The sequence below is a fragment of the Terrabacter sp. Ter38 genome, assembly GCF_024519435.1.
Classification (GTDB): Bacteria; Actinomycetota; Actinomycetes; order Actinomycetales; family Dermatophilaceae; genus Terrabacter.
This window is the reverse complement of sequence record NZ_JALJRZ010000002.1, coordinates 30,198-47,917: the sequence shown is the minus strand read 5'-3', so window position 1 is coordinate 47,917 and position 17,720 is coordinate 30,198. Positions and strand designations below refer to the sequence as shown.

The 17,720-nt window shown below is 72.5% G+C and carries 17 protein-coding genes; 7 read left to right on the top strand and 10 right to left on the bottom strand.

Features of this window, described 5'->3' with window-relative positions; genetic code table 11:
• Positions 1–91: 91 nt before the first annotated feature.
• From NR112_RS05095 to NR112_RS05080, 4 genes are all read right to left on the bottom strand, one after another.
• A complete protein-coding gene (locus NR112_RS05095; RefSeq protein WP_256792908.1) occupies positions 92–802 on the bottom strand; it encodes a dienelactone hydrolase family protein in 711 nt (236 codons plus the stop codon).
• A gap of 48 nt (positions 803–850) precedes the next feature.
• Positions 851–1,306: a hypothetical protein gene (locus NR112_RS05090; RefSeq protein ID WP_256792907.1), complete on the bottom strand. Its 456-nt coding sequence runs from the start codon at positions 1,304–1,306 to the stop codon at positions 851–853.
• An 84-nt stretch (positions 1,307–1,390) separates the two neighbouring features.
• Complete coding sequence (locus NR112_RS05085) at positions 1,391–1,942, bottom strand: DoxX family membrane protein (RefSeq protein WP_256792906.1); 552 nt, start codon at positions 1,940–1,942, stop codon at positions 1,391–1,393.
• 187 nt (positions 1,943–2,129) lie between these two features.
• A complete protein-coding gene (locus tag NR112_RS05080) occupies positions 2,130–2,564 on the bottom strand; it encodes an NINE protein (protein ID WP_256792905.1) in 435 nt (144 codons plus the stop codon).
• Between the two features lie 207 nt (positions 2,565–2,771).
• Here NR112_RS05080 and NR112_RS05075 point away from each other — a divergent pair, with 207 nt between their 5' ends.
• Positions 2,772–3,653, top strand: a complete 882-nt coding sequence (locus tag NR112_RS05075) for a DUF4097 family beta strand repeat-containing protein (protein WP_256792904.1) — start codon at positions 2,772–2,774, stop codon at positions 3,651–3,653.
• A gap of 88 nt (positions 3,654–3,741) precedes the next feature.
• Here the strand turns inward: NR112_RS05075 and NR112_RS05070 are convergent, their stop codons facing one another.
• From NR112_RS05070 to NR112_RS05055, 4 genes are all read right to left on the bottom strand, one after another.
• The gene (locus NR112_RS05070) at positions 3,742–4,107 is read right to left on the bottom strand and encodes an antitoxin (RefSeq protein WP_256792903.1); all 366 of its coding nucleotides are present in this window, start codon (positions 4,105–4,107) and stop codon (positions 3,742–3,744) included.
• A 176-nt stretch (positions 4,108–4,283) separates the two neighbouring features.
• Positions 4,284–5,315 carry an NAD-dependent epimerase/dehydratase family protein gene (locus NR112_RS05065; protein ID WP_256792902.1) on the bottom strand — a complete coding sequence of 344 codons (1,032 nt, stop codon included), beginning with the start codon at positions 5,313–5,315 and terminating at the stop codon, positions 4,284–4,286.
• A complete protein-coding gene (locus NR112_RS05060) occupies positions 5,312–5,866 on the bottom strand; it encodes an SRPBCC family protein (RefSeq protein WP_256792901.1) in 555 nt (184 codons plus the stop codon). The genes NR112_RS05065 and NR112_RS05060 overlap by 4 nt, the downstream gene beginning before the upstream one ends.
• 108 nt (positions 5,867–5,974) lie before the next feature.
• On the bottom strand, positions 5,975–7,195 hold the full coding sequence (locus tag NR112_RS05055; protein WP_256792900.1) for a GNAT family N-acetyltransferase: 1,221 nt from the start codon (positions 7,193–7,195) through the stop codon (positions 5,975–5,977).
• 455 nt (positions 7,196–7,650) lie between these two features.
• Between NR112_RS05055 and NR112_RS05050 the strand changes: the two genes are divergently transcribed.
• The 3 genes from NR112_RS05050 to NR112_RS05040 are packed head-to-tail and all read left to right on the top strand — an operon-like array spanning position 7,651 to position 11,280.
• Positions 7,651–9,225 carry a hypothetical protein gene (locus NR112_RS05050; RefSeq protein ID WP_256792899.1) on the top strand — a complete coding sequence of 525 codons (1,575 nt, stop codon included), beginning with the start codon at positions 7,651–7,653 and terminating at the stop codon, positions 9,223–9,225.
• Between the two features lie 29 nt (positions 9,226–9,254).
• Positions 9,255–10,055, top strand: a complete 801-nt coding sequence (locus NR112_RS05045; protein ID WP_256792897.1) for an inositol monophosphatase — start codon at positions 9,255–9,257, stop codon at positions 10,053–10,055.
• Between the two features lie 7 nt (positions 10,056–10,062).
• Complete coding sequence (locus tag NR112_RS05040; protein WP_256792896.1) at positions 10,063–11,280, top strand: benzoate/H(+) symporter BenE family transporter; 1,218 nt, start codon at positions 10,063–10,065, stop codon at positions 11,278–11,280.
• Here the strand turns inward: NR112_RS05040 and NR112_RS05035 are convergent, their stop codons facing one another.
• A complete protein-coding gene (locus NR112_RS05035; protein WP_256792895.1) occupies positions 11,281–11,913 on the bottom strand; it encodes a hemerythrin domain-containing protein in 633 nt (210 codons plus the stop codon).
• 207 nt (positions 11,914–12,120) lie between these two features.
• Between NR112_RS05035 and NR112_RS05030 the strand changes: the two genes are divergently transcribed.
• The 3 genes from NR112_RS05030 to NR112_RS05020 all read left to right on the top strand — a co-directional run bounded on the left by NR112_RS05030 (position 12,121) and on the right by NR112_RS05020 (position 15,883).
• Entirely contained in the window at positions 12,121–13,542 is a 1,422-nt protein-coding gene (locus NR112_RS05030) for a triacylglycerol lipase (protein WP_256792894.1), read from the top strand.
• Between the two features lie 151 nt (positions 13,543–13,693).
• The gene (locus NR112_RS05025) at positions 13,694–15,190 is read left to right on the top strand and encodes an HNH endonuclease signature motif containing protein (protein WP_256792893.1); all 1,497 of its coding nucleotides are present in this window, start codon (positions 13,694–13,696) and stop codon (positions 15,188–15,190) included.
• A 282-nt stretch (positions 15,191–15,472) separates the two neighbouring features.
• Complete coding sequence (locus NR112_RS05020) at positions 15,473–15,883, top strand: VOC family protein (protein WP_256792892.1); 411 nt, start codon at positions 15,473–15,475, stop codon at positions 15,881–15,883.
• A 219-nt stretch (positions 15,884–16,102) separates the two neighbouring features.
• Here NR112_RS05020 and NR112_RS05015 read toward each other — a convergent pair whose 3' ends face one another.
• Positions 16,103–17,701, bottom strand: a complete 1,599-nt coding sequence (locus NR112_RS05015; protein WP_256792891.1) for an MFS transporter — start codon at positions 17,699–17,701, stop codon at positions 16,103–16,105.
• Positions 17,702–17,720: the final 19 nt, after the last annotated feature.

Sequence of the window (17,720 nt, the reverse complement as noted above, 5' to 3'; positions counted from 1 at the left end):
ACGGCCTCCACCGCCGCACCGAGCCACGTGCCGCCGAGCCCTCCCTGGCCTCGCTGAACGGACCGTCGATGCCCGACGGTGCTCCTGGCTCTCAGCCGACGGGCAGCCGTTCGCGGAGGAACTCCGTCGTCGTCGCCCACGCGAGTGCCGACGATGCCGGGTCGTGCCACGGCATGTCGTCGTTGTCGAACGCGTGGTCGGCGCCCGCATACGTCTCGAAGACGGTGCCGGGCTGCTCGGTCACGGACGCCTCGATCCGGCGCACCGTCTCGGTGTCGACGAAGGAGTCGGCGAGGCCGAAGTGGTGCAGGCTCGGGGCCGTCACCGTCATCGCCTCGTGCAGGCCCGGCAGGGCCGAGCCGTAGTAGCTGACGAGTGCGTCGAGGGGCGCACTGCCGTCGGACTCGAGATGGGCGGCCACGTTGAAGCCGAGGCCGCCACCGAAGCAGAAGCCGACCGCGCCGACTCCGGCCGTGACCTCGTCACGGTCGCGCAGCCACTCGACGGTGGCGGCGGCGTCCGAGACCGCCGCCGCCCAGTCGAGGCGCTGCACGAGACCCATGCCCTGCTGGAGCGCGTCGTCGCCCTCGACGGGCGTGGTGACACCGAGGCGCCAGAAGATCTCGGGGGCCACGACGACGTAGCCCTGCTCGGCGAGCTGGGCGGCGCGGCGCTGGATGTAGTCGCTGACGCCAAAGATCTCCTGGAGCACGACGATCCCGGGCCCGAGCCCGGTCGGCGGGAGCCAGACGTGCGCGGGCATCTCGCCGGCGTCGGTCGTGATGGTCACGTGTTCGGTCATGCCGTCAGTATGTCGACCGTCCGTCCCCACGGCCGGGAGGCTGGACGGTCAGCGGCGGGGCCGCAGCTCGAGCAGACGGGCGTCGTACATCCGCACCCGCTCGGCGAGGACGTCGTGCTCGCGCTCGTGGCTGCGCAGCACCGCGACGAGGGTCACGATCGCGACGACCAGGAGCCCACCGAGGGCGACGAGCGCCAGCACGCCCGAGCGCGTGTCGGCACGACCGGTCGCGAGCACGAGGAGCGCGGCGGTGAAGAGCAGGGCGACGACGCCGCCGAGGCCGCCGATACGGCGGGACGCGGAACGGTCCGTCGCAGCGAGCGCCTGCTGGGCGACGTCGCGCTCCTCACGGGCGACGCTGCGGCACAGGTAGGTCGCGGCCGGAAAGCGGTGCGTGTCGCGGCGGCCACCGCGCCCGTGCAGCCGGTGGTCCGTGGGGACGTCGGCGAGGTGGGGTCGAGGTGCGCCGAGAGCAGGCGCGGGGTTCGTGGTCAGGGCGGTCATCTGCGGGCTCCTTCACTCGGCCGCTGGGTGCACCCCATCACCATCAGGGTGCACCCAGCGGCGGCTGCGTGATCTCGGTTCGGGTCAGTCGTCCGCGTCGGCGTGCAGCCGGGCCCCGAGGGCGTAGGCGGCGACGACGAGGGCCGAGGCGGCCAGGACGATGTCCTTGAGGACGTACTGGCCCATGAGCGTCGGGCCGTGCGGGAAGAGCTCGGCCGTGAAGAGGGCGAGCGGTGACATGATCCCGATGAGGGCTCCGCCGAGGACGACGATGCCGACGCGCAGGAACTTGCCGGTGACGAGCGTCAGCCCGATGACCGTCTCGGTGACGGCGGTGAGCAGCACCGCGGTGTGGCCGGAGACGAGGCCGAACGTCAGCCGGTCGATCGTCGCCGAGGCGATGGCCTCGGCCGGGCTGAGGCCCGGCACGAACTTGATGACGCCGAAGCCGAGGAAGACCAGCCCGAGGCTGATCCGCAGGGCCTGGAGGCTGTAGGCCACGAGGAACGCCTGGAGGCGGTCCACGGCCGTGGTGGCTGCGCCGGTGACGGTCCCGCGGAGGGATCCGAGGCGGCCGGACGGGATGGATCGGTGGGCTCCGGGCTCTCCGGGACGGTCGAGGACGAACTGCGACATGGTGGTTGCTCCTTGAGGTCGAACTGTCGAGACCTCAGAAGGAGCAGGACCGCCGGAAGATACGCCTGGCGGCCGGGTTGAGTCGATCTACCTAGACCAAACCCGGGCCCACGCGGGCAAAACGGACGCGTGCCAGTGCCGCCTCAATTCACTTGACACCACGGCGCATTCGCGAGATGCCGAGTGCTCACCAGTTGACGAGCAACCGCTCCTGCTTGTCGCGGAAGGTCCCTACGAGGATGAGGATGAGGTCGATGAGCGCCCAGATGCCGAGGCCGCCGAACGTGACGAGCTGGAGGATGCCGGTGCCGACCTTGCCGACGTAGAAGCGGTGCACGCCGAGCACGCCGACGAAGAAGCAGAGCAGCGCCGCCGCGAGCCGCGACCGGTCACTGACGGGCATGCCGTCAGCGTCGAGCGCCACGGGCGCGAAGGCCGCCGCGAGGGACGGTGCCGCGGGGACGGGCTGCGCCGGTGCGGGCGGCAGCAGCGGACCGAGCTGGTCGGTCCACGAGTCGCCGTCCCAGTAGCGCGACTGCGGTTTGCCCTCGGGATCGGGGTACCAGCCGGCCGGGATCTCGCGCGGTGCCGGGGCGATCGGCTGGTCGGGCTGCTGCGTCATGGTGGCCTCCGAGGCGTGGGTGGACGTCGGGCGGTGTCGGACTCCCAGCATGGTGGACATCGCCGGGAGGTGGCAGCCCCCTCGCCCCCGTCCTTCCCAGTCCCTTTCCCATCCCGGACGGCCCCGCTCGTCATGGCCCGGCGCACCCGTCGACCTCTACCGTGGTCGCGTGACCACGATCCGTGCCCGCCCGAAGCGGTGCGCCCGATGAACGAACCGAACGGGGCGAGCGGGCCGACCCCGGTCCCCGACGACCGCGTCCACGGCGACTCCCTCTCCGGGGGTGAACCGTACGGCGACTCCTGGCTGCGGCCCACCCTGGCGTCCCAGCGTGCCGAGTCACCGGCCCCGCCGCCTCCACCCGCGCCGTCCGCACGCCGCTGGTGGCTCGTCGCCGGGCTCGGGGCGACGCTCGTGCTCGCGAGCGCCGCCGGGGTCACGACGTGGGGCGCCGCCACCGGCGGCCTGTGGCACAGCGCCGACGAGCAGCAGACGTACCGCCGTGCAGTGACCGACCTGACGTTCGCCGGCGGGTCGAGCGACGTCGAGGTCCGAGGCGGCGGTCCCGCGGGGACCGTCCACCTCGAGCGGCACCTCAGCTGGGGACCGGGCGCGTCGCGGCCCGCGCCGAAGGAGACGTGGGCCGGCAGCGACCTGACCGTCGACGCCGGTTGCGGCGGCGCGTTCCTGTCGTCGTGCTCGATCGACTACGTCGTCACCGTCCCCGACGCGACGACCGTCATCGTGCGCAACGGCTCCGGTGACGTCACCGTGAGCGGTGCCCTCGGCGGCGTCAGCCTCGACGTCGGGTCGGGCGACATCGACGGATCGAACCTCGACGTCCTGTCGCTCACGGCGAAGACCGACAGCGGCGACGTCGACCTCGAGCTCGCGGGCCGGTCATCGCCGGTGGTGGTCAGGACCGGCTCGGGCGACGTCTCCGTGCGCCTGGCGCAGGACGCCGTGTACGCGGTGGACACGGAGACGCGCTCCGGTGACACGGAGGTCGGCGTCCCCACCAACCCCAGCAGCGTCTCGAGCCTGCAGATCCGCACCGGTTCCGGCGACATCTCCGTCGACCGACCCTGAGCGCGTACGCCCGGGACCCACTGCCGCACGACGAAGCCGTATGCCGCCGAGGGGGTTTCGGCGGCATACGGCCCTGGGAGGTGCTGGCTCAGGTGGGGTTGCCGGCGGGGGTGTCCTCGTCGAAGGCGCTGTGCTTGTCGTCGGGCACGGCAGAGGCGCCCGGGGTGGGAGGAGCCGCCTGGTCGTGATGCTCGACGAGCTTGTCGATGCCCTTGTCGACCGAGGCACGAACCTTGGTCACGGTGTCGGCGTGCTTGCCGCCGGTCTTGTCGACGATCGTGGCCTCGGCCTTGTCGAGGGCCCCGTCGACCTTGCCCCGGTTGTCGTGGGCGTAGCCCGCGGCGACCGACATCACGGCCTTGGCCATCTCGACGACTGCGTCGCCGAAGTCCTTGGCCTTCTCCTGCAGGTGGACCTCGTCCGCCTTGTGCTTCAGCTGTTCACCGAACGACACGGTGTCTCCTCATCTCGCACTGGTCCGACCCTCGTCGGCTCACTGCATCCACAGTCGTACCCGGGGACCGTCTCACGCAACCCGGGTCGACCCCGAGATCGACCCCGATCGACCCTGATTCATCAGCCCGCGCGGCCGACTCCCGCGCGCGGGGCATCCCGTTCGAGCATCGCCCGTCAGCGGCCGCGAGCGGTCGACCACGCCCAGTCGAGGGCCGACCGGTGCCGGGACCACGTCGGGTCACCGACCGACGGTGCCTGGGGGTCCCCGTCGACCGCCGCCCCGTCAGGGGCGCCGTCGCCGGCCCGGGTCGTCGCGAGGGACCGGGTCACCGCGTCGGCGACGCCCAGCCGTCCAGCCGGCGGCTCGCCGAGCACGTCGGCGGCGTCGCGCTCGCCGACCATGTCGTGCCCGAGGCTCGGGATGAGCGACTCCACCGTCCCGTTCGGGACGTCGACGAGGGCGCCGGCCACGCGCGCCACCGTCTCGACGGGAGCCAGCCACACGGGCACCTGCACGCGCAGCAGCCGGGCGCGGGCGGCATACGTCCGCAGGAGCGAGACGTAGCTCAGCCGGTCGGGGCCCACGACGTCGAGGTGACCCGTCACGTCGGGTCGCTCGAGCGCCTCGGCGAGGAACCACACCGCGTCCGCGACCGCCACCGGCTGGATGACCGAGCTGCCCATCCATGCCGGCACCGTCTGGACGAGGCCGAGCCGGGTCGACATCTGGCGCATCACCTCGAAGCTCGTCGACCCCGCCCCGACGACCATCGAGGCGCGCAGGGTCAGCACCGGGCAGTCGGCCGTCGCGAGGATCTCCTCGACCTCGAGCCGCGAGAGCAGGTGGTCCGAGAGCTCGTCGTCGGGCAGGTCGGGCACGATCCCGGAGAAGTAGACGAGGCGGCTCGCACCGACGACGCCCGCGGCGTACGCGACGTTGTCGGCGGCCTGGCGGTCGCGCTGCATGAAGTCGTCCGCGTCGAGGCCGTGCACGAGGTAGCAGATGGCGTCGACGCCCTCGAGCGCCTCGAGGACGCGGTCCTCGTCGTGCACGTCGACCCGTCGCCACTCCACGTCGCCGGACCACGGGTATGCCGTCGCCGGGCTCCGGTGGTGGGTGGCCACGACCTCGTGGCCGCGACGGAGCAGCTCCGGGACGAGCCGGGACCCGACGTAGCCGCTCGCGCCGACGACGGCGACCCTCATCGCCGTTTGCGCTCGCGCCGGTCGCGCCGGAAGGAGCCGAAGAGGTCGGTCGCCGAGCGGACGAGGTCGAGCGGGCTGTCGTCGTCCGCCTCGGCGTCCGGGACCGGCCCCGACACCGACATGCACGTGAGGAAGCGCTCGATGAGCGGGTCGGAGGCGCGCTGGACGAGGCCGGTGCCGAAGTCCATCGGGAAGCCGAGGAAGACGAGGTCGGTCACGAGGTGTGCGCGGGTGCGGTCGTCGTCGCCCTTGACCGGGTGGAGCGTCAGCGCGATGTCGATGGTCGCCTTGCCGAGGCCGTGACGCTCCTGGCCGGTGGCCGTGAGGCGCGCACGACCGGCCTTCTCGTCGCGTTCGACCATCGACCCGGTGCCGTCGAAGTACATCGACACCGGCCCGAGCTTGGCCCTGATCTCTCCGACGAAGTCGTCGCCGTCGACCTGGGTGACCTCGGCCCCCGGGAAGCAGCGGCCGATCCGGCGCAGGTCCATGAAGTTCGTCCAGACCACGCTCGGGGGCGCGTCGAGCTCCTGCTCGTGCGCGAGTCTCATCGCGTGTCCTTCCGTCAGGCGCGCCGCCCGGTGGCTGACCGGCGGCGCTTCGTCCACCGTGGCATACCCGAACGGCCCCCGACAGGGGCGCCTCTGTCCAGCGTGGCCTCAGTCGGTCGAACCGGGAGGCAGCAGCTCCCAGTGCAGGCCGTCGCCCCAGCCGCCGTCCGCCACGCGGTCGACCGCGTGCTCGCGACCGAACTCCACGAAGCCGACCGACCGGAGCACCCCGTTGCTCGCCTCGTTGTCGGCGGCCGTCTCTGCGACGAGGCGGCGCACGCCGAGCCCGCCGTCGCTCGTCGGGGCCAGCGCGTGGGCGACGGCGAGACGGGCCGCCTCCTTGGCCGCGCCACGGCCGCGGGCGCTCGGGAAGAACTGGTAGCCGAGCTCGGCGGTGTCGGTGATGGCCCCACCGCGGCTGAAGACGGTGACGCCGCCCAGGGCTCGGTCGGTGCCGAGGTCGGCGACGCACCAGTCGACCGCCGTGCCCTCGGACATCCTCTCCTGTCGGGTGCGCAGCCACGCGGGGAAGGTCTCGCGTCGCAGGATCGACCGGGACGGCATCCAGTGCTCGGGGTCGTCGCGTGGCTCGATCGCGTCGACGTCCGCGGGTCGCCAGGGCCGCAGCCGGACGCGGTCGCCCTCGACCGGGACCGCGGCGAACCACGGTGTCTGGGGCTCGAGCGGGACGCCCGGAGTGATGCTGGCGGTCCACGTGTCGAGCGCCTCGGTGCCGCCCTCGGGGTCGGGATGGCTGCCCGGGATCGTGCCGTGGAAGGTGAAGCCCGTGGACCACGCGGTCCGCCTCGAGCCCCAGTTGCCGACGACGGCGCGCCAGTGGACGCGGGTCACTGCGGCGCCCCAGACCGGTGTCGCGAAGGCGTGCGCGACGACGAGCCGGACCGCGCGCGCCATGAGGCCGTGCCCGCGGGCGTCCGGGTGCAGCCCGAAGCCGAGCTCGCCGGCCGACGGCGCCGCGCCGGGACGCAGGTCGATGGTGCCGGCGTAGCGGGGTGTGCCCGTCGCGTCGGTCCACTCGACGGCCCACGACCGCGTGCCCCGGGGCTCACCCCAGGCGCCGAGGTTCCGCTCGACCCAGCCGAGCGCGTCCTCGCGGCCGTAGGGCCGCGGGACCGTCGTCCATCTGAGGCTCTCGGGGTCCGTGCTCTGCTCGACGATCGCGTCGGCGTCGTCGACGGAGTGGGCGCGCAGCGTCACGACGCCGTCGGTCAGCAGAGTCACGGCCGAGGTCACAGGCGAGGTCACGGGCGAGGTCACGGGCGAGGTCACGGGGGAGGTCACGGCGGGCGGCTGGGAGGCGTCGGTCACGGCGTCAGCCTGCCAGCCGGCATACGCCCTCGTCACCCGCGATTCGAGCGCCCGGAACGGTGAAGGACCGGAAGCCAGCGTGCTGGCTCCCGGTCCCTTGGCCCGCTTCCCCTCCACAGGCTGCGTACCGAGACCTACCGTACCCAATGGGCCGCCCGGACGAACACGCGTTGCGGGGAGCCCGTGACCACGCACCTCGGGGGAGGATGCGGGGGAGCCGACCGGCTCGCGACGCGAGGAAGGGGTGCCGTGGAGACAGGGGACGAGCGGGGCGGGCGACGCCCGGCGCTCATGCGACGACAGGCCGGTGGTGGGGCGGGAGTCTCCCCCTGTCGTCGACTCCCGCCCCGGCCCACCGGTGCCAGACGTCACGATACGAAGGTCGAGAGCCGTGACGGGTCCTCGTTGCGCACGTGGGCGCCACGCGCAACAGGGCGCCACGCCTGGGCGTCGCCGTGTTGAACGAACAGGTCCAGTGGGTGCTGCGCAACGCCCGACTGCAGGCCGCCGACCCCGCCCTGCGCAGCGCCGCGGGCTTCGCCCAGGGCGCGGGTCGGGCCGAGCCGGTGCACCGGGCCCAGGTCGGGCGCTGGGAGAACGGCCGCGTCGAGGTGACCCGGTCGCTCGTGCGCCGCTACGAGAGGGTGCTCGATCTGCGCGAGGGCCGGCTCCTCGCCGCCGTCGACCTCTTCTCGCGCTCGTACCAGCCCGTCCGCCCGTGCGCCACGCTGCCTCCGCCGACCCCGCCCGACGTCGACGCGACGCTGCTCCTGCTCGAGCGGGCGCTCGCCGACGAGCGGATGAGCGGCGGCGACTGGGACCGGCTCTCGGACCACCTCGGCCGGATGCCGCACGCGATGGTGCGGGCCGGCGACTGGGAGGGGCTGATCCGACGACTCCTCCAGGAGGTCAGCCTCGGGCTCGACCTCGACTACGTGCAGCGGGCCGAGGCCATCGCGCGCCTGGCCGGGCACCCGCGCAGCGCCGGCGTCGTGGCCTCGCTGGCCGCGGAGGTCGTGGACCGTCCCGACGCCCAGTTCTACGTCGACACCCTGAGCCTGCTGCGCTTCATGGAGGCCCCGCGGGGCTACGCCGTCCTCGTGGGCCAGTTGCGGGAGCCCACCAACGCCAGCTCGCTGCGGGCCTGCCTCAGCGTGCTGACGACCCTCGTGCGGGGCACCGGCCTCGACCCCGAGACCCGGCTCGAAGCGGTCCGGCTCGCGGTCGAGCACCTGCGCGACCCCTCCCACCCCTATCTCGTGCACCGCGGCGCCGCCAACCTCGTGCGCACGCTGGGTCCCGACGGCCACCGCGTCGCGACGGGGCTCACGGCCGAGGACCGTCGTGCGGCTGCCTCGATCATCCGCCACGGTCGAGCCATCACGGCCCAGGCGATCCGTGAGGCGCACCTGCGCATCCGGAGCGAGCTCGAGGCGGCCGAGGGGCAGGCGACCGCCCACGAGCCGATCCTCGGCGACCTGCTGCAGACGGCGCTCGGCGAGACGAACGAGGAGGACCGCTCCTACGCCCTCGGCATCCTCATGCTGTCGCCGCAGAGCCGGATCGTCGGCCGGGTCCACGCCGCGGCGTTCGCCGACGCCCTCGCGCGCCACGACACGGTGGCAGCGCACGAGAGCCTGACCGTGCTGACCTGGATGGCCCAGGTCGAGGACCTCGACCTCTTCGAGCGGGTCGCGCTGTCGCCGGCCTCCGCCCCGGACGTCGCCAAGGAGGCGGGCTACGTCATCGGCAACACGGTGGAGCCGCGGGGTCGGCGGCGCGACGAGCGGGAGGAGGCCGTCGCCCGGCGGATCGCCGAGATCGTCGCCACCGGCCGGACCGAGCCCGACGTCCAGCTGCTCCGCGGCCTCGTCTACGCCCTCGGCATGCGGGGGCGCCAGGACCTCGTCGCGGCTCTCGTGGACGCTCTGCCGCAGCCGGGGTCCGACCCGCTCGCGATGACCGAGCAGGCTCGCGCCACGCTCGTCTGGTGGCTCGAGGTGCCCGAGCACCTGAGACCGCTCCGCTGAGGTCGCCTGTCGCTCGCTAGGTTGTGGGCGTGGAGACCGACGAGGTACTGAGCCTGCTCAAGGACGTGGCCGAGGAGGTCATCAACCCGCGGTTCCGGGCGCTCGCGGCCGGCGAGATCCACGAGAAGCGACCCGGCGACCTCGTCACCGACGCCGACCGGGAGGCCGAGGTGCTCATCACGGCAGCCCTCGTCGCCGCCTACCCCGACGCCGTCGTGCTCGGGGAGGAGACGTTCGCGGGCGACCCCGCGCTCATGGAGCGGTATGCCGCCGCCGACCACGCGTTCACCGTCGACCCCGTCGACGGCACGAAGAACTTCGTCCACGGCTCCAAGGACCATGCCGTCATGGTCGCCGAGACGGTCGCCGGCGAGGCCGTGCGGGCGTGGATCTGGCAGCCGCAGCACGAGCTCGGCTTCGTCGCCGAACGCGGGGCCGGCACGTGGCGCCACGACGCCGACGGGTCGCGTCGCCTGACGGTCCCCGAGCGGCCGGAGGGCGCCCTGCGCGGCCGCACCTCCCGCCGCGCGTGGATCGGTCAGTCGCTCGACGGCCTCGAGCCGATGACCCTGACGTGGGTGTCGTGCGGCATCGACTACCCCAAGCTCGTCGAGGGCGCGGCCGACTACATCGTCTACGCCAAGGCCGCGCCGTGGGACCACGTGCCCGGCTCGCTCCTGCTCTCCGAGGCCGGCGGCCTGCTCGGCACGACCGCGGGCGTCACGTACTCACCGCGCGACATCGCGCCCCCGGGGCTCGTCGCCGCCGGAAGCCCCACGGCATACGACCGCGTATGCCGTGCGCTCGCCGCCAGCAGCCACCTGCGCTGAGCCGGCGGTGACGTCGCACCACCGCCCGTCGGGCTCGTCCGTCCCGTCCGGTTCGACGGCACACGCGGTGCTGGCCGGTGTCGTCTGCGGGCTCGTCGGCTTCACGAGCTCGTTCGCCGTCGTGCTGACGGGCCTGCGCGCCGTCGGCGCGGACCCTGAGCAGGCGGCCTCGGGCCTGCTCGTCCTCTGCGTGACGATGGGCCTCGGCTGCGTGCTCTTCTCGTGGCGGCTGCGGATGCCGATCACCATGGCGTGGTCGACGCCGGGCGCCGCACTGCTCGCTGCAGCGGCGGTGCCGGCCGGTGGGTTCGCCTCTGCGGTGGGCGCTTTCGTCGTCTGTGGACTTCTGCTGGCCCTCTGTGGCCTCGTGCGACCGCTCGAGCGGCTCGTCGAGGCGATCCCCGGTCCGCTCGCGAGCGCGATGCTCGCGGGGGTGCTGCTGACGCTCTGCGTCGCCCCGTTCCGCGCGGTCGTCGCGACGCCGGCCGCCATCGCGCCGGTCATGGTCACGTGGCTCGTCCTCGTCGCGGTTGCGCGGCGGTGGGCCGTCATCGGCGCGCTCGTCGCGGCCCTCGTCGTCATGGCCGTGCAGGGGGTCTTCGCGCGGCTCGACCTCGGGTCGGCGGTGCCGTCCATCGTGCTCGTCGCACCGACGTGGGATGCGACCACCCTTCTCGCCGTGGCGATCCCGCTCTTCATCGTCACGATGACGAGCCAGAACATCCCCGGCATGGCCGTGCTCGCGTCGTTCGGCTACCGGCCCGGCATCCGAGGTCCCCTGCTCTACACCGGTGGCGCGAGCGCCCTCGGAGCCGTCGGCGGCGCGCACGCGATCAACCTCGCCGCGATCTCCGCGGCGCTGGCCGCGGGCCCCGAGGCGCACTCGGACCGGAGCCGGCGCTGGGTCGCGGGTGTCGCGTGCGGCGTCACCTACCTCGCCTTCGGCCCGCTCGCCGGGATCGTCACGGCGGCAGCGCGTTCGGCGCCCGCCGGTCTCATCGAGACCATCGCCGGTCTTGCCCTGCTCGGCACCTTCGCGAGCGCGGCAGCGGCCGCGCTGACCGACGTCTCGACCCGCGAGGCCGGCGCCGTCACCCTCGTCGTGGCCGCGTCGGGCATCACCGTCGCCGGCGTCGGCGCCGCCTTCTGGGGGCTCGTCGCCGGTGTGCTCGTCCTCGTCGCCCTCCGACTCGAACGTCGCCGCCGCGACCGGCTCACCGCGTAGTCACTCTTCGGAGGCGCCTGCGGAGGCCTTCTTGGAGCGGGCCGCGCGGGCGGGCGCGGTCTTGGCGGCCTTCTTCGCGTCGCGGGCGGCCTTCTTCGCCGTGGCCGACGCCTTGGTCGTCTTCTTCGCGGCGACGTAGCGCTCGGGGTCCTTGTCCTTCGGGGTGATCCCGTCGGCCCAGCGGACGGCCTCGTAGCGCAGGAACTGGACCGCGATCTCGTGACGGAGCTCCAGACTCGCGCGCTGGCGGAAGTCGGCGAGGTCCTGGCGCTCCTCCTCACCCATGTGGTCGCTGTTGTGGACGTTGGCGTCGACGACGGCCGTCCACCACGCGTCGGACCCGGTGCGGCAGCGCCTGACCTTGCGCACGGACCTGCGGATGTCGTTGTGGTCCTTGACGGCGTCCTCGACCTCCTCGTCGACGGACTCGGCGTCGGCGCCGCCCGTGCCGATGCGCAGCAGCTCCGGGTAGAAGTAGAGCTCCTCGGCCTCGGCGTGCGTCTCGAGGAGGATCTCGAGACGCTTCCAGACGGCGGCGAGGCCCTCGTGGTCGTCGCGCGGCCACTCCTCGAGCATGGCGAACATCCGTCGCTGCTCGTCGTGCTGGCGGAGGATGACGTCGGTGATGTCCACGAAAGGCCTCTCTGTCGTCCGGCGGGTTCCGGAACCACTGTGCCGCATCCATACCCGATGCCGTCGCGGGCTTGGCCGTTTCGCGTATCACCGGGCCCCGCTGGTGCCACCGTTGGTTGGTCGGGACTGTCCGGCGCAGTTCATCGACGCAGTTCCGACGTAGCTCATGACGCAGTTCAGCGGAGTAGGGATGGGTGGTGGGTCCGCATGACGAGCAACGACCTGGTCGTGGTGCTTCCGGGGATCACCGGCAGCACACTCGGGGTCCGGGGTGACGACGGGTCACCGGCGAGCGAGAACCTCATCTGGGCCCCGAGCGCCGGCGCCGTCTGGAAGCTGCTGACCGGCGGCCAGTCGATCCTCAAGAAGGTCCTGCCGGAGGGGATCGGCGACGACCACCCGGGCGACGGCGTCGAGCCCGTCGCGCTCATGCCCGACGTCCACGTCCTGCCGGGCATCTGGACGCCGATCCGCGGCTACGACGTGCTCGTCACCGCATTGGAGAAGCAGGGGTACCAGCGGGGCACCGGCGGCAATCCGGCCACGCTCATCACGTACGCGTACGACTGGCGCCTCTCCAACCGCTACAACGGCGCGCGACTCAAGACCATCGTCGAGCCGGCACTCGAGCAGCTGCGGGCGCAGGGCGGGGCGTATGCCGATGCGAAGGTCGTCTTCGTCTGCCACTCCATGGGTGGGCTCGTCGCCCGCTGGTACATCGAGAAGTGCGGCGGCGCCGAGGTGACCCGCAAGCTCATCACCCTCGGCACCCCGTGGCGTGGTGCGACCGACGCGCTCACGCAGCTCGTCAACGGCGTCAAGAAGGGCATCGGTCCGTTGTCGATCGACCTCACGGACTTCTCGCGCAGCATGCCCTCGCTCTTCCAGCTGCTGCCGGAGTTCGCCTGCATCGGCAACGCGGGGGGTTATGCGAAGACGACCGAGGTGTCGGTGCCCAACGTCAGCACCGCGATGGTCGCCGACGCGATGGCCTTCCACACCGACCTCCAGGCCGCGGAGTCCGGCCGCCCGGGGAGCCGGACTTCCTCGCACATGATCGTCGGCATCCGGCAGCCGACCGCGACCACGGTCCAGCTCTCGGGTGGCACGGCCACGGCCTACCAGGACTTCGGCACCGACAACGACTTCGGTGACGGCACGGTGCCCCTGACCGGGGCCGTCGGTCTCGGCGAGGCTCTCGACACGAACCTGGCCGTGCGGGTGCCCGACCAGCACACCAACCTCCAGTGCAACCAGCTCGTCCTCGACCAGGTGCAGGAGATCCTCACCGCCCAGCCGGTCCGTCGTCGCGAGATCACCGACACGAACGTACGTGCCGTCGTGCCCGACCTCGTGACGCAGGGCCAGGCCCTCAAGGTGGCCTTCGACCTCGAGGCGGACGACCCCGGGGCCGACCCGCCGCGCAAGGCCGTGACCGTCACCATCACGAGCGAGCAGGGCACGGTGCTCGCGAGCGTCGAGCCGACCCTGCGGAAGGGCCATGGCGTCGCGACCTTCGACGACCTTCCCCCTGGCACGCACACCGTGACCGTGGGCGGCTCCGGACCCGCCACGACGGTGCGACCCATCACCTCGACGACGCTCGTCTGGCCGAAGCCGACCCGCTGAGGGATCGAGCCCGCCGTCGACCGTCGTGCGTGGACGGGCTCGTCGACGGCGGGCCTGAGTGCCTGTGGGCCTGCGGGCCTGTGGGTCTCTGGGTCTCTGGGCCTGTGGACAGCCGGAGAGCGCTGTCGCCAGTCGAACGTATGATCGAATCATGATCGCAGCGACCAAGGAGCGCCCCGGGGGTGGCGTGCGCCACGAGGGTGTCCCTCCCTCCGATCGGCTGCCGCGTCCCGGCGGCGAGCGGGAGGCCGCCGTCGCGGAGGTGATGGGGCTGACCGACCTCCCGGGGCTCGCGGCACGACTGGCCTCCATGGCTGCGGAGCTCCGGCTCGTCGCACGCACCACCCCGCTCTGGGCGATGGCCGAGACGGGGCTCGGTGACGCGATCGAGCAGGCTCAGGCGCTTCGCGAGATGGCGCACAACCTGTCGGCGGTGCTGGCCGCCGAGGTGAGCGCGCGAGGACTTCCCGACCGTTCCGGGCTCTCCCGCAACGACTGGGTCGCTGGACACGCTCCCGGCCTGGCTGCGGGTGCGTCGGCCGCTCTGACCGCGGTGGGCGCGGCCATGAACGAGCCCCGGTGGGCTGCTCTGTCAGGAGGCGTCCGCGCAGGCTCGCTCTCGGTCGACAAGGCTGCGGTCATCGTGCGCTTCCGTGACGACGTCATCCGGTTCGCCGATGCAGCCCAGGTCGACGGCGTCGTCGACGCGATGGTCGAGGGCGCCCCGGCGCTCGGCCTCAAGGAGCTGCGGCGACTGGCAGCGCACGGCCGGGCGAGCCTGCGAGCCCCGGCGGTCGTCGAGGACGACGACCAGCGACTCCGCGCGGCAGGCTCGCTGACGAAGATCGGCCGGTGTGCCGGGATGACGGAGTACCTCTGGAGGCTCGACCCCGAGGGATCGGCGATCGTCGACGCTGCGATCGACGCCTTGGCGCGGCCGCGCCCTGATCTGGACTGGAGTCGTTGGCCCACGCTGCCCGGCAGCGAAGAATCATCTGGCCGGATCTGCCGAGGGTCAGCCGCCGAGCGTGGGGCGGCTGGTGGGGCGGCTGGCCGACGCGCGCGGGGCATCGATGCGGAGGCTGGCGGCGCGAGAGTCCAGCGCGGGTCCGTCGATCCCCGGTCGGCGGCGACGCGCCGTGCCGACGCCCTGCTCGAGCTGATCGGACGCGCCGTCGCGGCGCCCCAAGGCGTCACCCGGACGCCGAGGACGAAGCTCGTGGTCACGATGTCGCTGGAGGCGTTGCTCGACCGACTGCGCGGTGCCGGGCTGGCCGACAACGACGAGGTCCTGTCCGCAGCGACGGTGCGCCGGGTGGCCTGCGAGGCCGAGGTCATCCCGATGGTGCTGGGCGGCCCGTCCCAGTCGCTCGACATCGGCCGCGAGGATCGCTACTTCACTCCCGCCCAGAGGCTGGCGCTGGCGCAGCGTGACCACGGCTGCAGCTACCCGGGGTGCTCCGTACCTCCGCAGTGGTGCGAGGCGCACCACGTGGTGCACTGGCTTCACGGCGGAGCGACTGACCTGTCCAACGGTGCCCTCCTCTGTGGGAGGCACCACACGATCGTCCACCAGCTCGGGGTGACGGCGATCGTCACGCCGAGTCACGTCATCTGGCAGCCACCGCGCGAGCATCGACGGCCCTGACCCGGCGCGGGCCGGGGCACGTGCACGGGATGGTCCCGGACCATTCCGGTGGCGATGACCCCTGCTCGGCGGGAGCAGGTGGCGAGCGAAGGGCTGGGGCGATGTCCAGGTGCGGGCCGCCCCCGGCGCGCGGACGCTCTCCGACCCCGCGATGTCGTGCGTCGCCACGCGCGGGGTGCCGCCGGCCGGGCCTTGGACGATCCCGTTCTGTCGGTCCCGTTCTGTCGATCCCCGCTCCGTCGGTCTGACGCGCTGTCGTCAGGCGGTGGTTGGGTGGTGGGCATGACCTCAGAGAAGAGCACCGGATCGACGATCAGCTGGGACTGCGTCGCGCTCGACTGCGCGGACGCGGCAGGAGTGGCGCGCTTCTACGCCGACCTGCTGGGCGGCCGCGTGGAGGCTGACCCCGACGGGGACTGGTTCAACGTGCTGTGGGACGGGCCGCGCATCGCGACCCAGCTCGCACCCGGGCACGAGTCCCCTGACTGGCCCCGCGGCCAGCAGCAGGCGCACCTCGACTTCGTCGTCGCCGACATCGCCGCCGCCCACGAGCGGGTGCTAGCCCTCGGGGGCGCGGCCCTCGACCCCGTCGAGCCGCCCCGACCGGCGCCCGACCGCGGGTTCCGCGTGTACGCCGACCCGGCCGGCCACCCGTTCTGCCTGTGCCGTCCGACCAAGGACGCCTGGGGCTGAAGGGTCCCTCCGGCGGAGCTCCCTCCAGCTGGGCCCTCTCCGGCTGAGCCCATCCGAAGAGCCCCTCCCGGCGGAGCTCCCTCCGGCTGTGCTCCTCCGGCTGTGCTCCCTCCGGCTGAGCTCCTTCCCGAGGAGCCCATCCGGCGGAGCGCCTCCGGCGGAGCTCCCTCCGGGCGGGCCCTCTCGGCTGAGCCCCTCACGCCCTGCCGCCCGAGACGGTCAGCCGAAGTCGAGTCCGTCGAGGGATGCCGACGGCTTCTGGTCGGGCAGCCGCAGCATGCGGAACGAGTTGAGCAGGCCCAGCAAGCCGGCGATGAGCGGGACGAGCAGCGCGATCTGGAGAGAGCGGTTGCGGGCGTCCTCGTTGATGGCCAGCACCTCGGCCTCCACCTCGGGCGGCTGGCCCGAGATCTGCTGTTCCAGCTGGCTGTTGCTCATGATCTCGGCGTCGTGCTCGAGAGCCTGGGCGATCTGCTGCTGCTGTGCGGCCGGGATGACGGAGCTGTTCTGCGCCATCTGGGTGAAACCGACGGACAGCGCGGCGAGCATCAGTCCGCCCGCCATGGCGAGACCGAAGGAGAGGCCGAAGGACCCGGCGGCGGAGTTGACGCCGGCGGCCTCGCTGACGCGCTCCTCCTCGACCGGCGCGAGGGTGTAGTTGTTCAGCTGCGACACGAGGAGGCCGAGCCCGCAGCCGGTGATGGCCAGCGGGAGCACGAACCACCAGCCACTGTCGGCGCGGGGCACGAGCGGGAGGATGATCGCGACACCCAGACTCGTGAGGACGAAGCCGGTGCGGATGATCGAGGCCGGTCGCCGGTCACCGGCCTTGCGTCCGGCCAGCAGGGCTGCCCCGAACATCGTCAGCGACAGCGGTGCCAGCGACAGACCGGACTGCAGGGCGTTGTACTCCAGGGTCATCTGGAAGTAGAGCGGCAGGGCGATCATGGCGCCGCCCAGAGTGACCTGCTGCAGCAGCTGGCCCGAGACGCCGGCCGTGAAGTTCGGGTGCCGGAACAGGTCCGGGTCGAGCAGGGTCACCTGTCCGGCGCGCTTGCGGCGGCGGAGCCACCGGGCCAGGAGCACGAGCGCCGTCGCCCCGACGACGAGGAGCAGGCCGACGTACTGACCCCCCTCCTGCCAGACGAGGATGCCCAGCACGACCCCACCCATGCCGAGGGCGGACAGGATCGCGCCGACCACGTCGATCTGGCGCGAGCCGGTGTACTCGACGTCCCGGACCAGTCGGATCTGGCTCAGCACGACGACGATGATGAGGACCTCGAGTGCGAACCCGACCCGCCACGACAGGTACGTCGTGACGAATCCCCCGAGCAGCGGGCCGATCGCGGCAGCGATGGCGGCTGAGGCGCCGACGAGCGCGTAGGCCTGCTTCTGGGCCGCCCCGGCGAAGTTGCCGTGGATCAGTGACTGCATCGCCGGCAGGAGCAACGAGGCTCCCAGGCCTCCGATGATCGCCCAGAAGATGATGATCGCCGTGAGGCTCTGGGCGAGCGTCATCGCGAGCGCGCCGACGGCGTATCCGAGCAGACCCAGGACGTAGGCCCGCTTGCGCCCGATGAGGTCGCCGACCTTGCTGTTGATGAGGATGAAGGCGGCCGAGACGAGCGCCTCGAGCGCGATGGCCGACTGCACCCCGCTGGCCGTCGTGTCGAGGTCGGTGATGACGGCCGAGATGGACACGTTCATCAAGGAGGTGTCGACCACGAGGACGAACATCGCCATGGCCAGCAGGAGCATCAGGCGTCGGCTCCCTGAGGCATCAGGATCGGAATCGGGTGTGGGGTCCTGGCTCATGTCGCCCTCTCGGTGGCCG

What these genes read in the sequence shown, in the direction of transcription:
- NR112_RS05095 (WP_256792908.1), bottom strand. Translation starts at nt 802, where the DNA reads ATGACCGAACACGTGACCATCACGACCGACGCCGGCGAGATGCCCGCG.
- NR112_RS05090 (WP_256792907.1), bottom strand. Translation starts at nt 1,306, where the DNA reads ATGACCGCCCTGACCACGAACCCCGCGCCTGCTCTCGGCGCACCTCGA.
- NR112_RS05085 (WP_256792906.1), bottom strand. Translation starts at nt 1,942, where the DNA reads ATGTCGCAGTTCGTCCTCGACCGTCCCGGAGAGCCCGGAGCCCACCGA.
- NR112_RS05080 (WP_256792905.1), bottom strand. Translation starts at nt 2,564, where the DNA reads ATGACGCAGCAGCCCGACCAGCCGATCGCCCCGGCACCGCGCGAGATC.
- NR112_RS05075 (WP_256792904.1), top strand. Translation starts at nt 2,772, where the DNA reads ATGAACGAACCGAACGGGGCGAGCGGGCCGACCCCGGTCCCCGACGAC.
- NR112_RS05065 (WP_256792902.1), bottom strand. Translation starts at nt 5,315, where the DNA reads ATGAGGGTCGCCGTCGTCGGCGCGAGCGGCTACGTCGGGTCCCGGCTC.
- NR112_RS05060 (WP_256792901.1), bottom strand. Translation starts at nt 5,866, where the DNA reads ATGAGACTCGCGCACGAGCAGGAGCTCGACGCGCCCCCGAGCGTGGTC.
- NR112_RS05030 (WP_256792894.1), top strand. Translation starts at nt 12,121, where the DNA reads ATGACGAGCAACGACCTGGTCGTGGTGCTTCCGGGGATCACCGGCAGC.
- NR112_RS05025 (WP_256792893.1), top strand. Translation starts at nt 13,694, where the DNA reads ATGATCGCAGCGACCAAGGAGCGCCCCGGGGGTGGCGTGCGCCACGAG.
- NR112_RS05020 (WP_256792892.1), top strand. Translation starts at nt 15,473, where the DNA reads ATGACCTCAGAGAAGAGCACCGGATCGACGATCAGCTGGGACTGCGTC.
- NR112_RS05015 (WP_256792891.1), bottom strand. Translation starts at nt 17,701, where the DNA reads ATGAGCCAGGACCCCACACCCGATTCCGATCCTGATGCCTCAGGGAGC.